Origin of the sequence: Mordavella massiliensis (assembly GCF_016902415.1) — a bacterium.
GTDB classification, from domain to species: domain Bacteria; phylum Bacillota; class Clostridia; order Lachnospirales; family Lachnospiraceae; genus Merdimonas; species Merdimonas faecigallinarum.
Genome location: NZ_JACJLV010000011.1, coordinates 12,658 through 27,280 on the forward strand (window position 1 = coordinate 12,658; position 14,623 = coordinate 27,280).

Annotated in this window: 11 protein-coding genes; 7 read left to right on the forward strand and 4 right to left on the reverse strand. The window is 50.5% G+C overall.

Annotation, left to right across the window (positions count from 1 at the left end; all coding sequences use genetic code 11):
- The first annotated feature begins 75 nt into the window (after positions 1-75).
- The 3 genes from H6A13_RS04825 to H6A13_RS04835 are packed head-to-tail and all read left to right on the forward strand — an operon-like array spanning position 76 to position 3,713.
- On the forward strand, positions 76-2,064 hold the full coding sequence (locus H6A13_RS04825; protein ID WP_204908486.1) for a 2-isopropylmalate synthase: 1,989 nt from the start codon (positions 76-78) through the stop codon (positions 2,062-2,064).
- 32 nt (positions 2,065-2,096) lie between these two features.
- Positions 2,097-3,332, forward strand: coding sequence for an amidohydrolase family protein (locus H6A13_RS04830; protein WP_204908487.1), 1,236 nt, complete (start codon positions 2,097-2,099; stop codon positions 3,330-3,332).
- 18 nt (positions 3,333-3,350) lie between these two features.
- Positions 3,351-3,713, forward strand: coding sequence for a hypothetical protein (locus tag H6A13_RS04835; protein ID WP_204908488.1), 363 nt, complete (start codon positions 3,351-3,353; stop codon positions 3,711-3,713).
- A gap of 61 nt (positions 3,714-3,774) precedes the next feature.
- Here H6A13_RS04835 and H6A13_RS04840 read toward each other — a convergent pair whose 3' ends face one another.
- From H6A13_RS04840 to H6A13_RS04855, 4 genes are all read right to left on the reverse strand, one after another.
- Positions 3,775-4,527, reverse strand: a complete 753-nt coding sequence (locus H6A13_RS04840) for an ABC transporter ATP-binding protein (protein WP_204908489.1) — start codon at positions 4,525-4,527, stop codon at positions 3,775-3,777.
- Between the two features lie 27 nt (positions 4,528-4,554).
- Positions 4,555-7,104, reverse strand: a complete 2,550-nt coding sequence (locus H6A13_RS04845; RefSeq protein WP_204908490.1) for an FtsX-like permease family protein — start codon at positions 7,102-7,104, stop codon at positions 4,555-4,557.
- 149 nt (positions 7,105-7,253) lie between these two features.
- Complete coding sequence (locus H6A13_RS04850) at positions 7,254-9,041, reverse strand: aminopeptidase P family N-terminal domain-containing protein (RefSeq protein ID WP_204908491.1); 1,788 nt, start codon at positions 9,039-9,041, stop codon at positions 7,254-7,256.
- 88 nt (positions 9,042-9,129) lie between these two features.
- On the reverse strand, positions 9,130-10,500 hold the full coding sequence (locus tag H6A13_RS04855; protein ID WP_204908492.1) for a peptide MFS transporter: 1,371 nt from the start codon (positions 10,498-10,500) through the stop codon (positions 9,130-9,132).
- 292 nt (positions 10,501-10,792) lie between these two features.
- On the opposite strand from H6A13_RS04855, the gene H6A13_RS04860 reads away from it, so the two are divergent.
- The 4 genes from H6A13_RS04860 to H6A13_RS04875 are packed head-to-tail and all read left to right on the forward strand — an operon-like array spanning position 10,793 to position 14,609.
- Positions 10,793-12,229: an acyl-CoA carboxylase subunit beta gene (locus H6A13_RS04860; RefSeq protein WP_204908493.1), complete on the forward strand. Its 1,437-nt coding sequence runs from the start codon at positions 10,793-10,795 to the stop codon at positions 12,227-12,229.
- A gap of 13 nt (positions 12,230-12,242) precedes the next feature.
- Complete coding sequence (locus H6A13_RS04865; protein ID WP_338043011.1) at positions 12,243-13,028, forward strand: OadG family transporter subunit; 786 nt, start codon at positions 12,243-12,245, stop codon at positions 13,026-13,028.
- Between the two features lie 20 nt (positions 13,029-13,048).
- On the forward strand, positions 13,049-13,417 hold the full coding sequence (locus tag H6A13_RS04870) for a biotin/lipoyl-containing protein (protein WP_204908494.1): 369 nt from the start codon (positions 13,049-13,051) through the stop codon (positions 13,415-13,417).
- Positions 13,418-13,457: 40 nt separating this feature from the next.
- Positions 13,458-14,609, forward strand: a complete 1,152-nt coding sequence (locus H6A13_RS04875) for a sodium ion-translocating decarboxylase subunit beta (protein ID WP_204908495.1) — start codon at positions 13,458-13,460, stop codon at positions 14,607-14,609.
- Positions 14,610-14,623 lie beyond the last annotated feature (14 nt).

The window sequence follows — 14,623 nt, forward strand, 5'->3', positions numbered from 1 at the left end:
TTAGGATAAAGAAGTGTTAAAATATGACAATAAAATTGATGATTATTGTTTGGGATAGAAAGAGAGGTTGTGTACATGAAAAATTGCCAGAAGTATGAGAGAGGCTACTTTATGCCTCCGGAAGTTACCTATGACTGGGTGAAAAAGGAATACATCGATCATGCTCCGATCTGGTGCAGCGTTGACTTAAGAGACGGCAATCAGGCGCTGATCGAGCCCATGAGCCTGGAAGAAAAGCTGGAGTTTTTCCAGATGCTGGTAGATATCGGATTTAAGGAGATCGAAGTGGGATTCCCGGCGGCTTCTGAGACAGAGTATCAGTTTATGCGGACGCTGATCGAGAAGAACATGATCCCTGATGATGTGACGGTACAGGTGCTGACGCAGGCCAGAGAGCACATCATCAAGCGGACCTTTGAGGCGGTCAAGGGAGCGCCTCACGCGGTGATCCATCTTTATAATTCTACATCCGTGGCGCAGAGAGAGCAGGTATTCCGGAAGGATAAAGAAGAGATCAAGAAGATCGCGATCGACGGCGCGGAGCTTCTTCTGAAGCTGGCAAATGAAACGGACGGCAACTTTACCTTCCAGTACAGCCCGGAGAGTTTCCCGGGAACAGAAGTAGACTATGCGGTAGACGTGTGCAACGCGGTTCTGGACGTGTGGAAACCCACGCCGGAGAAGAAAGCCATCATCAACATTCCCACCACCGTGGAGAATGCCATGCCGCATGTATTTGCCTGTCAGCTGGAATATGTGAATAAGCATCTGAAATACAGGGACAGCGTGATCCTCTGTCTGCATCCCCACAACGACCGGGGCTGCGGCGTGGCGACGGCGGAGCTTGGCATCCTGGCCGGCGCGGAGCGTATCGAGGGAACGCTGTTTGGCAACGGAGAGCGTACCGGTAACGTGGACGTGGTAACTATGGGCATGAACATGTTCTCCCACGGCGTGGATCCGGGACTGGATTTTTCCAATATGAAAGAGATCCGGGAGACCTATGAGAGACTGACCAGGATGCATGTGGATCCCCGTCAGCCTTATGCGGGAGACCTGGTGTTCACTGCATTTTCCGGTTCCCATCAGGATGCCATCGCAAAGGGAATGGCCTGGAGAGAAGAGAAGAAGTGCGACAAGTGGACGGTTCCGTACCTGCCCATTGATCCCCAGGATGTGGGAAGAAAATATGATTCCGACGTGATCCGCATCAACAGCCAGTCCGGAAAGGGCGGCGTAAACTATATCCTGAAGCAGAGCCACGGCATCAATCTGCCCAAGCAGATGAGAGAAGAAGTGGGATATCTGGTCAAAGACGTATCGGATAAGGCGCATAAAGAGCTGAATCCGGAGTGGGTATATCAGATCTTCTCCGATAATTATATTAACACCAAGCCGGTGTTTCACATTGATGAATGTCATTTCAAACAGGTGGACGGCATTACCGCAGAAGCAACCATCAATCACGGCGGTGAAAGACGGGTGATCACAGCCACCGGAAACGGACGTCTGGACGCAGTCAGCAACGCCATCAAGCAGTATTTTAATATCAGTTATGAACTGACCTTCTATGAGGAGCATTCTCTGACCAAGGGATCTTCCTCCAAGGCGGTGGCTTACGTGGGCGTGATCTGCAAGGGCAAGACCTTCTGGGGCACAGGCATTGACCCGGATATCATCAAGGCTTCCATAGAAGCGCTGACCGTGGCGGTCAACAAGATCGACGAGATCGGCAGCGCCAAGGCCTGCAAGGACGAAAGAATGCTGGAGATCATGAATTATATCCAGGCCAATTACATTGACGTTACTCTGGATGACCTGGCCGAGAGATTCTATCTCTCCAAGCCTTACATTTCCAAATACATCAAAGAAAAGTCCGGCATGACTTTTGGGGAGTTGGTTAAGAAGATCCGCATGAAAAAGGCCAAGGCCCTGTTAAAGAGCAGCAATATGACGGTAGAAAATATCGCTCTGACGGTAGGATACCAGAATGTGGAGCATTTCAACCGCCTGTTCAAAAAAGCTTATCAAATGACTCCGATGCAATATCGGAATCAGAAATAATAAAATGTCAAAAGAAAAGAGGTTGTAGTACAATGATTATTTGTGCAAAGTATCTGATGACCGGGGACGGCAAGACCGTTCTCGAAGACAAGGCAGTTCTGACAAAGGACGGCAAGATTGAGAAGATCGCGTCCAAAGAGGAACTGACAAAGGCGTATCCTGAGGAGGAAGTCAAGGATTACGGGGAAGCCACCCTTCTTCCGGGACTGTGCGACATGCACGCCCATCTGGGATATTATTATTCCCAGCCGGATACCTTTAACTATGGTCCGCAGCTGATCATGCTGTATGCGCTGCAGCATGCGCAGTCCGCATTTGAACGGGGCATCACGTCTGTGCGTGATATGTCTTCCGCCCACGGTGTGTGCAAGAACTTAAAGCTTGCAGCGGAAAAAGGATTTGTAAAGATCCCAAGGATCACCCACACCGATACCGGTATCTGCATGACCGGCGGCCATGCATGGGACGAAGTGGAAGAAGTGGACGGACCATGGGAAGTAAGAAAAGAGATCCGCAAGCAGGTGCGTGACGGCGCGGAATGGGTGAAAGTGCTGACCACTCACCGTTCCCATATTCCGGAACTGACTCAGGAAGAGCTGAACGCGGCAGTTGACGAATGCCACAGAAGAGGCATCAAGTGCGGCGTACATGCAGGAACCAATCCGGGGATCCAGATGTGTATTGACGCCGGATTTGACACCATTGAGCATGCCACCTTTATGACTCTGGACCATGCAAAACAGATGGCGGAAAAGGGCATTGCCTGGACGCCAACCATTATGGCATATACTTTATTATATGATATCTGCAAAGAGAACCTGGAGAAAAATGCAGGCAAGCCGGTCAACGATCCGGTGATGCAAAAAGAGATGAAGGATTACCAGTATTTCGAGCCGGCTTATAAGGCATACAGGGATCATTTCAAAGAATTTTATGATACCGGAGTTACCGTGATCGCCGGAACCGACATGGTTATGTATCAGTCTCCGTTCCTGCCGCTTCCAAGAGAGCTGCAGTACATGGTAGAGTACGGCATCACACCGGCGCAGGCGATCCAGACAGCCACCTCCAACCCGGCCAAAGTCCTTGGCGTGGAAAACGAGAGAGGACTGGTCAAAGAAGGACTGGATGCAGACCTTCTGGTAGTCGGCGGCGACTTAAGCAAAGACATTACCTGCTTAAACGATGTGAAACTGGTAACTCTGGGCGGCGAGAGAGTCTTTGAGGACGGCATCCGCTACGTGGGAACCCACAACATGTTTATGTAGCAGGAGGAACCACAGAGTATGATGTTGATCGCAGGAGTTATCGTAGGGGCCATGTTCCTGATGGGCGGCGCCTACCGGCTGATGGAAAACAAAAAAACCGGCGGGGGAACCCGGATGTATGCGCTGATCACCTATGCCGGACTGGCGGCAGTGGTCGTGTGTACCATGGAACTTCTCAAGCCCTTCCTTACCTTTATCCCGCAGGAATATCTGACACTGTTCGTATTCGCCATAGATATCGCGGTGCTGATCCTGGGCGGGGACACGATCCTGAAGCCTGAATTTGAAGATGGCGGAGGGAAGAAGAAAGATAATCACCTCTCCGAATACCGGGACAGACAGAATTCCTACCGGCCGAAGAATAAGAAAAAGAAAAAATAAATGTGAACAAATTGTGACAGGGGACGTAGACCTTTTGCAAAGGTCTACGTCCCCTGTCACATTATAGTTTCGTTGTATACTCAAATACTTTCTGATAAAATCCTTCGCCTAATTCCTGACGGAGCAATGTGTCCAGTATTTTTCCGTCTTTGAGGAGGACCACCCGTTTACTCAGGCTGGCAAAGTATGGGTCGTGGGTGACCATGATGATGGTCTTGTGCATGTCTTCGTTGATTTCTTTCAGGGCGTCCATGACGATCTGGCCGGAGCGGGAGTCCAGGTTTCCGGTTGGCTCGTCTGCCAGGATCAGTTCCGGGTCGTTGATGAGGGCGCGGCAGATGGCGGCCCGCTGTTTTTCGCCGCCGGACAGTTCGTAGGGCGCTTTCAGAAGGAGATGGTCGATGCCGAAGCGTCCGGCAAGTTCTGCGACTTTGTCTTTCATTACCTGGGAATCGGCTTTGTCAAGGATCATGGGCAGGAGGATATTATTCCGGACGTTCAGGCTGTCCAGAAGGTAGAAGTCCTGGAAGACGAAACCGATCCTGCGTCTGCGGATGTCGGCAAGTTCGTCTTTCCAGAGTTCTTCTGTGTCCATGCCGTCAAAATAGATGGCGCCTGCGGTGGGACGCTCGATCATGCCCAGAAGCTTTAAAAATGTGCTTTTCCCGCACCCGGATTTTCCCATGATGGCGACAAATTCTCCTTTTTTCACTTCAAAATCAATGTCTTTCAGAACGTGGATGGTGCTGGTCTGTGCAGATGCACCGGTCATAGTATAGTTTCGGATCAAATGTTCGGTTTTTAAAATACACATGGAAGATACCTCTCTTTATTTGAAATATTACCGGTTGTTCTTTCGGATTTTCTTTCGCATCTGATGTACCAGCCAGCCGGTCCACAGAAGCTGGAGAATGAGATATAAAAGGCCGATCACGCCGGCGCTTGCCAGATAATCCCGGATCTGACCGGTACTGTACATACGGATATCAAAGGTCAGGATGTGGAAAAGGACGGCTCCTGCGACGCTGATGATGAGCGGCGGGAGAGTGAATCCCCACATTTCTTTTCCAATGGTGCGCATCTGTTCTTTCTCCGGCATGCCGGTAAAGGAAAACAGCCGGTAACGGTTCAGGATATCTTCCGTATCATAGGAGAATTTTACGTAAGCCAGGAACAGGGCGCAGGTGGTAAACATCAGGAATACAAATCCGTACAGCGCGATTTTGGAATAACGCTCGGAAATGATGTCGTTGACCAGCTGATTCTTTCCGTAATAAACCCGGATATCCATGTCCACTTGTTCATCATCGGCATGGGTGGTGCGAAGCGGCAAAAGGGCCTGATCGATCCTGCTGTAGTTTTCCGGAGCGCAGGTTACCAGGCAGAGACTGGAAGGTCCGCCCGGGGATGCCTCGGCACATTGCCGGAACATTTCGTCAGATAACACCATCAGGTTCTCCTGAGCGCCCCGCTGCAGCATGCCGGTAAGGATGCTGATCTCATAGCTCTTTACAGACCAGGATTCCCAGTCCGAAGGATCCTGGGGCCGTCCAAGCTTCATATTTACGGAATCATAGGACGCGCGGTTTACACTGGGATCCTGCATGGAAGCGCCGGAGGTCATGTCCAGTTTTCTGCGGGCAAAGGAGCTGTCCTGCTGGATCACGGCGTGGATCTCGTGGTCTCCCAGATCAAGATCATCCGGTTCGGCAAGTCCGTGAGCCTTATAAAGGTCCCGGTAGGTGCTTTCTGAGATTCCCACGTACTGTCCGGGAGGAGCATAGGTCACGATGGAAGCCATAAAGTCCCAGGAAGTTCCGGAGGGAACCGTCATCCTGACCATGGGATACTCAAGGACATCCGCCTCATACTCGGCGGACAGCCGGTCAATGGTATCCTGGTCATCCTGATATGCCATCACTACAAAATCATAGGGCAGAAGATCTTCTGCAGGCGCAGCGATCAGATTGCTTCCCAGATTAAATAAATAAAGATTTAAGGCAAAAAAATGGGCGGCTGTCAAAAGGAAGAGATAGCGCACATTTTTCCGGAACCGGTACTGCCAGGGAATCTGGGGCAGCACCTGCTTAAAATAGCGGCGGTCCGACGCGGACGTCCATTTCAGAAGCAGGGAAGCCAGGCTGTTCAAAAGGCAGTATATGCCCAGAAGGAAGAGGACTGCGTTCAGAATGCTGACTTCTTCATAGCCGGTAATACTGCTGTGTATGAGATCGACGCCAAGGAGGGTCAGCAGGATCAGCCATCTCCATTTCTGCGGGATTTTTTCTTTTTGTACGGATCTGATAGCGCCAAAGGCATTCCGGATCTGCAGGTAAGATTCGTAATTGATGGCGGTCGCAAAAAGAAGGATGATGCAGTAGGCGATGATGGCAATGATATAGACGTCAGGGCCCAGGGAGCTGATCACGGCATAGCCGTCCGGTTCTTTTGCCAGGATGAAGCGCAGGCCGAAAAGACCGGCGGTGCCAAGGATCATTCCGCAGGCAAGAGAGATCAGAAGGCTGGTGACATATTCCGCCATGATCATAAAAGATAATGTGGCAGAACGGATCCCCAGGACGCTGAACATCCGGTAATCGCTCATCCGGCTTTTAATGTAATAAGAGAAGACAAAGGCTGTCATAAATATGCCGGTAAACAGGATCAGTCCGATGGAGCGGTACAGGATCTGCTGAAGCCCGGTGCCAAGGACCACATCTTCCGCAGAGTGGATATCTGTCAGCATGCGGTTCATTCCAGAGGCCACAGTCAGGAAAGCAGAGCAGAGAATGCCGCATAAGATAAACAGGATGTAATTCTTCCAGTTATATTTAAAATTCGTGCGGATCACGCGGACAAAGTCCGGCGGATATTTTCCGGGGAAATAAAGACGGCGCTTCCGCTCGGCGCGTTCTTCCCGTTCCCGCTGTTTTAGCATCCGGTAATTGCGGTTGATCTCGCTGCTCTGCTCCAGATAGGTGAATATCATAAATTCTATCAGCATCACCAGTCCGCAAAACGGCAGGGCAAAACCACTTTCGTGGCCCTGGAAGGTCATATAGGCGCAGATATAAACAAAATATAAGAAATACGAAATGTATCCCAGAAGCCGGACTTTTTTCTTCAGGATCAGCAGGATCCCATAGATCACGTACAGGATCAGCGACAGGGCGGCTACGTAGGTCATGGCCAGAGTGGCGAAGGCTGCGGTATCTCCGGAATCTACAAAAGCTTCAATGCCTCCTGCGGAAAAAATGGCAAAAAAAAGCTCCGGCAGAGTCAGCGTGTTTCCACGGATCACTGCCCAGGGAGCAAAAAGTGCAAGACCTGCGGAGATGAGAACGCACAGGATAGAAAATGGTCTGGCATGGATTTTATTTTCTGGTTTCACGTTAGAATTTCCCCCTTTTTCATCTCCCGCTATTATAACACTTTTTGTGTGAAAATACAATGAAACCAGATGGAATTTCGTGGAAAATCCGGAAGATTTCGGATGAAAAAGAAGACCCCGGCTTTCATAAAGCCGGGGCCTGTCTTATCCTAGATCGCTCTTGTGTATTCTTTGAGCCATTCTCTTTCTTCATCGGTCAGATGCGGGCCGATCTTTTCATAAACGTCTTTGTGGTAATTGTTCAGCCACTCACGCTCGTCTTTACTCATTTCTTCCGGATCGATGCCGTCCAGGTCGATAGGAGCGAAGGTGATCGTTTCAAAATACATGAACTGTCCGTACTTGTTCTGCACGCCTTTTCTTACGATAAATTCGTTTTCAATACGGATACCGAACTGGCCGTCCTCGTAGATGCCTGGTTCGTCTGTGATGACCATGCCTTCCTCCAGCTGATGGTGTTCGTTCTTGCTGGGAACGATGTACCAGCGGAAGCCTGTAGGCGGTTCATGTACGTTTCCAAGATATCCGACGCCGTGACCGGTACCGCACTGGAAATCCAGATCCAGATCCCAGATCGGTCCTCTGGCCAGGATGTCAAGATTGTATCCGTAGCATCCATAGAGGAATCTTGCCCGGGACAGACGCATCATGGCGCGGACCACTGCGGTGAAGTATTTCTTCATCTGCTGGTCAACAGAGCCAAGGACAAAGGTTCTGGTGATGTCAGTGGAACCCTGGTAGTATCCGCCACCTGTATCATTTAAGAAGAAAGCTCCTTCTTTTAACTCTACGTCGCTTTCCGGAGACGGAGAGTAGTGCATCATGGCCGCGTGATCGGCAAATGCGCACAGAGGCTCGAAGCTGTCGCGGATGTATCCGTCCTGAGCAGCGCGCAGGCTGGTCAGCTTGTCTGCGGCGGAAAGTTCTGTGATCTTTTCTTTATCAAATCTTGTTTTTACCCAGTACATGAATTTGGTGATCGCTATGCCGTCTTTGATATGGGCTTCTTTGATGTTTTCCAGCTCTACCGGATTCTTCATGGCTTTCATAAGGATCTCGGGGTTGGCTGCCTCTACGGTCTTGCAGGGGATGTTCTTAAACAGCGCATAGTTCATCTTCATGGGGTCGATCATAGCGGTCAGAGACGGATCCAGCTTCTTGACATCCTCATAAATATCATTGTAAGGATGGATGTGAACATTGTTCTTTGCAAATTCCGCCAGGATCTGATCATTTAATTTCCGCTCGTCCACATACAGTTCCACGCTGTCCATGGTCACGATGGAATAGGAGAGGAGAAGCGGGAAGAATTCAATATCGTCGCCTCTTACATTTAAGAGCCAGCAGGTGTCGTCCAGGGATGCGATGATATGGATGTCCGCGCCTGCTTCTTTCATCTTTTCACGGACTCTTGCAAGTTTGGAAGCAGTGCTTTCTCCGGAATACTTTTCTTCCAGGAAGAAGGCCGGCTTCTCGGAAAGAGGCGGACGGTCCTCCCAGATCTCGTCGATCAGGTCTTCGGAATAGTTGATCTTGATGTTCTTTGGTGTCAGAGCCTCTTCAAATTCCTCGCCCTCGCCCATGGACATGACACGTCCGTCAAAACCGACGGTTCCGCCTTCCGGAACAACATCTGCCAGAAATTCTGTGACGGACGGGGTGTCGCCTACAAACATCTTCATCAGACGGATGCCGCTGCCTTCCAGTTCGTTTGTCGCCTGGAAGAAGTAACGTCCGTCGGTCCACAGACCACCGTCATCCTTTGTGATGACTGCGGTTCCGTAAGATCCGCTGAACCCGCTGATGAATTTTCTTGCCTTAAAGTGTTCGCCGACATACTCGCTCTGATGAAAATCAGCGGTGGGGACCACATAGGCGTCCATGCCTTTCTCAGCCATGAGAGCACGGAGCTTCTCTACTCTTTTTGCTGTACTCATATAGAAAGACCTCCTTATGTAAATATAGTTTATGAGTGAAAAAGCGACTGCATTGCTGCAATCGCTTTTTCGTAAGCTATGAATAAAATTATTCTGCTTTTTCCATTTCATCCAATTTGCCGCTGCATGCCCACAGGATGATACCCAGGACGATCATGATAGCAGCAAGTCCGCCGTAACCAACAGTGAAGCTGATGGTCTTTAACCAGTCGTACAGAGCCGGATAAATCTGCTGTGCGATAAATACCGCGATTGGCCAGAAGCCAAGCAGAAGACCAAGAACCTTAGCCGGAGCCAGCTTGGATACGAAAGAGTTTCCAAGCGGGGAGAATACCATCTCACCTACGGACATCAACAGACATACAAGTGCAAGCCAGAATACGGAGCACTGTCCGTTGGCTGATGCGATCATATCAGCAACAACCATTACGATGTAGGAGATACCTACCAGGATGATACCAAGAGCTGTCTTCTTGAACATGCTCAGGTCGCCCTGCGGTCTCTTAGCCAGCTTGTCCCAAAGAACAGCCAGTGTAGGACCAAGAATGATACATACCAGTGCGTTTACGGAGTCGAACCAGGAAGTCGGGATCGTGAAGGATCCGATCTGCCAGTTTGCAAGGTTCATGTAGTCTGCACCATCGCCCCATCCGAAGCGGTAGTATGCCGGCATGTAAGCCATGTACCACAGCATCCAGAACAGTGCGGAGAACAGAGTTACAAGAATGATAGCAATGATTCGTTTCCAGTCACCGGAGGTAAGAGGAGCGCTTTCGCCCTTCTCTTTTGCAGCAGTACCAGCTGTTTCGAAATCACGCTGGTCAGCCTTGAACGGTTTCTTACCGGCATCGCCAAGAGCTCTTCCGTTAGCGATGAACCAGATGGCATCGATGAACAGGAAGATTGCACAGATCAAGAATACAGTGTTGAAGCTGGTCTTGATTCCGAACAGGCCTGTGGTAGCCAGCATAGCGATGAAAGTAGTACCACAGAAGGAACCGATGTTTACGAAGGAGTACTGAATACTGAATGCAGAGTTCAGTTCCTCAGCGTCATGGAACAGAAGTCCGTTGATACCGGAAAGGTTACCCTTGAATAAACCAGTACCTACAGATACCAGGATGATCATTGCCCATACAAGAGCAAGAGAATCAGCCTTCCATGTACACAGGTATCCAAGTCCCATGAGAATCATTCCGACAGGAACACAGATTCTCGGGCTGATCCAGTGGTCGGCAATGTAACCGCCAAAGATCGGTGTGATGTACGTCCACGCTACGAAAGAAGCGCTCATTGCAGCACCCTGGGTATCGGAAAGTCCAAGACCGCCGGAAGCTGCTTCGGTTGCGATCCAGATGGCCAACAGATATTTCACTGTGTAGAACGCAAGACGCTCAAATGTGAATCCAAGCGCACAAACGTAAAAGCCAAATGGTCTTTTGTGTTTTACGTTTTCCATTTTTTATCCCTCCAATTAATATAGTGAAAAATGAAAACGAGAATCTGAACGCAAATAAAGTTTTCCCCCTGCGTATCAAATTCAACATGAGAACTATAGCACAATTTAGACTAAAGTACAATGCGAATTTAAGATTTTGTTAATATTTTTTTTAGAATCCGTTCTGTTTTTCTTGCGGATTGGAAAAGATACCTATATAATATAAATTGGCAGAAATTTTGGTTGCATTTTCTGGATTAACGGAAAAGTAGTGATCAGATTTAAAATATTTATATAATGGAGGGAAAGACATATGGGCAACATGTCAACGGAAAAGGCTGCATTCAGACGGGTCAGAGGTCTTCTGGATGCGGGAAGCTTTGTTGAGATCGGCGGCGCGGTGACAGCCAGGGCAACTGATTTTAACATGCCGGACAAAGAGACTCCGGCAGACGGCGTGATCACCGGTTACGGTGTGATCGACGGCAATCTGGTTTATGTTTACAGCCAGGACGCTTCTGTTTTAAACGGAGCGGTGGGAGAGATGCATGCAAAGAAGATTGCCAGGATCTATGATATGGCCATGAAGATGGGAGCGCCTGTTGTCGGGCTGATCGACTGTGCGGGCTTAAGGCTTCAGGAGGCTTCAGATGCTCTGGAGGCGTTTGGCATGCTTTACCAGAAGCAGGCGCTGGCTTCCGGTGTGATCCCGCAGATCACGGCGATCTTTGGATCCTGCGGCGGCGGACTTTCCGTGGTGCCGGGCCTGACAGATTTTACCTTTATGGAAGAAAAGGGAAAACTGTTTGTGAATTCCCCCAATGCGCTTCCGGGAAATGAGATTTCAAGATGTGATACTTCTTCCGCGGCATTCCAGAGCGAGCATACCGGACTGGTGGACGGGACAGGCACAGAGGAAGAGATCTTATCCCAGATCCGGGAGCTGATCCTGATGCTTCCCTGCAATAATGAGGAAGATGTTTCCTACGAAGACTGTAGCGATGATCTGAACCGTGTGTGCGGCGGGATCGAGAATGCGGCGGAAGACGCTGCGATCGTGCTTTCCCAGATTTCTGACGACGGCGTCTTTTTTGAGACAAAGAGACAGTTTGCAAGGGATATGGTGACCGGGTTTATCAAGCTGAACGGTATGACCGTGGGAGCAGTGGCAAACCGCAGCAAGGTCTATGACGAGAATGCAGAGGTTGTGGAAGCGTTTGACGGATCTTTGTCAGCAGACGGCGCGCAGAAGGCGGCGGAGTTTGTGACTTTCTGTGATGCATTTCATATTCCGGTGCTGACGATTACGAATGTGGAAGGCTTTGCGGCCAGTGATTATGACGAGAAGCATCTGGCAAAGGCAGCCGCAAAGCTGACCTATGCATTTGCAAACGCCACGGTGCCCAAAGTAAATGTGATCACCCGGAAAGCGTTTGGTTCCGCCTATGTGGCGATGAACAGCAAGTCTGTGGGAGCGGATATGGTTTATGCATGGAAGGGATCCCAGATCGGTATGATGGACGCCACCCTGGCTGCAAAGATCATGTATGCAGGCGAGGATATGGCAGTGATAAGGGAAAAGGCTTCCGAATACGACAGACTGCAGAACAGTCCGGTATCTGCCGCGTCCAGAGGCTATGTGGATACCATCATCGAGCCGGCAGACACCAGAAAATATGTGATCGGAGCGTTTGAGATGCTGTTTACCAAGCGGGAAGAACGTCCGGCAAAAATGCATGGAACAGTTTAGAGAGGTGAGGCAAGTGAAAAAGAGATTGAGTGTTTTGCTATGTACGGTAATGACTGCATTTCTGGTCACGGCCTGCACGTCTGCTGATACCATGGAGTATGACAAAGACATGCTGGAAGAGTCTACGGAGGTACTGATCCAGTACTGTGCCGGGGCGGATGAGACGGTGACAGAGCAGTGGAAGTCTTTATCGGATTACGCGCTGGAGTACCAGCTGATGCAGTCGGGGCTTCCGTTTACGCCGGAAGGATTTATCGGGGCTCTGGACGCATGGCCGGCTGCCATTGACGAGTGCGGCGAATACATGGGTCACGGAGATTTTGCCATTACGACAGAAGGAGACGAGATCCATGTAACGGCCATGGGCGAATTCGCGGAACGGGATGCAGAGATCGAAGTGGTATATGACGCGGATTCCCGTCTGGATTCGCTGAATGTATCTGCGCAGTACAGTATGGGAGAGATCCTGGAGAAAGCGGGACTTAATACCATCCTTGGAATGGGAACGGTATTTGTGGTGCTGATCTTTATCTCCATCATCATTTCTCTTATGAAATATATACCGGCTCTTGGTAATTTCTTTACAAAGAAGCCGAAAAAAGAGGAAGCCGGGGATGCTTCCGCCATAGAAGCTGTGGAGCCGGCCGCGTCAGAGAGCGCCGGAACAGAAGATCTTCTGGCGGATGAAGAACTGGTGGCCGTGATCGCGGCTGCGATCGCCGCGGCGGAAGGCGCGGGAACCGATGGATTTGTGGTGCGCAGTATCAGGCGCAGACCGTCAAATAAATGGAAAGCATAGGAAACAGGAGGATAGAAACCATGAAAAATTATACGATTACAGTGAATGGAAATGTATACGATGTGACAGTTGAGGAAAAGGGAGCGGCTCCGGCAGCGCCGGTAAAAGCTGCGGCACCTAAGGCGGCTCCGAAGGCAGCGCCGGCGCCCAAGGCGGCTCCGGCAAGTGCGGCGGGAGCCATCGAGGTGAAAGCAGGAGCAGCCGGAAAGGTATTTAAGATCGAGGCGGGCGTTGGCACCAGCGTAAAGAGAGGCGACGCAGTCGTGATCATTGAAGCGATGAAGATGGAGATCCCAGTCGTTGCACCGGAAGACGGAACCGTTGCAAGCATCAATGTGGCAGTCGGAGACGCGATCGAGGCCGGCGCAGTGCTTGCTACCTTAAATTAGGTTTGGAAGATCCGAACCGAGTACGACTGGAGGTTAAAAAATGGAATATATTACAACGACATTGGCAAACCTCGTGCATCAGACTGCGTTTTTCAGTCTCACCTGGGGCAATCTGATCATGATCGGTGTTGCGTGTTTTTTCCTGTTTCTGGCGATCCGGCATGGATTTGAACCGCTCCTTCTGGTTCCCATCGCATTCGGAATGCTGCTGGTAAACATTTATCCGGATATTATGCTGCGCCCGGAAGATGCCGCGAACGGCACGGGCGGGCTGTTGTATTATTTTTATGTACTGGATGAGTGGTCCATTTTCCCGTCCCTGATCTTCCTGGGCGTGGGAGCGATGACAGACTTTGGACCACTGATCGCAAACCCCAAGAGTTTCCTTCTGGGCGCGGCTGCACAGTTTGGTATCTTTGTCGCCTATCTTGGCGCTATGGCCATGGGATTTTCCGACAAGGCGGCTGCGGCGATCTCCATCATCGGAGGAGCCGACGGACCGACGTCCATCTTCCTTGCGGGAAAACTGTCCCAGACAGCCATCATGGGACCGATCGCTGTGGCGGCATATTCCTATATGTCACTGGTGCCCATTATCCAGCCGCCGATCATGAAGCTTCTGACTACGGAAAAAGAGCGGAAGATCAAGATGGAGCAGCTGCGGCCGGTATCAAAGCTGGAGCGGATCCTCTTCCCCATCATCGTTACCATCGTTGTCTGCGTGATCCTTCCTACGACCGCGCCTCTGGTGGGTATGCTGATGCTGGGCAACCTGTTCCGGGAGTCCGGCGTGGTAAGGCAGCTGACAGAGACGGCTTCCAATGCGCTGATGTATATCGTAGTCATCCTGCTTGGAACTTCGGTGGGGGCCACGACCAGCGCGGAGGCCTTCCTGAACTGGGATACGCTTAAGATCGTATTTCTGGGTCTCATCGCCTTTATGTTCGGTACGGCGGCAGGCGTGCTGCTCGGCAAGGTGATGTGTGTTCTGACCCATGGAAAGGTGAATCCGCTGATCGGATCTGCGGGTGTATCCGCCGTTCCTATGGCAGCCAGAGTGTCACAGAAGGTAGGGGCGGAAGCGGATCCTACCAACTTCCTTCTGATGCATGCCATGGGCCCCAATGTTGCGGGAGTAATCGGTACGGCAGTTGCGGCCGGAACCTTTATGGCTATTTTCGGAGTGATGTAAGAATAAAGATGGAG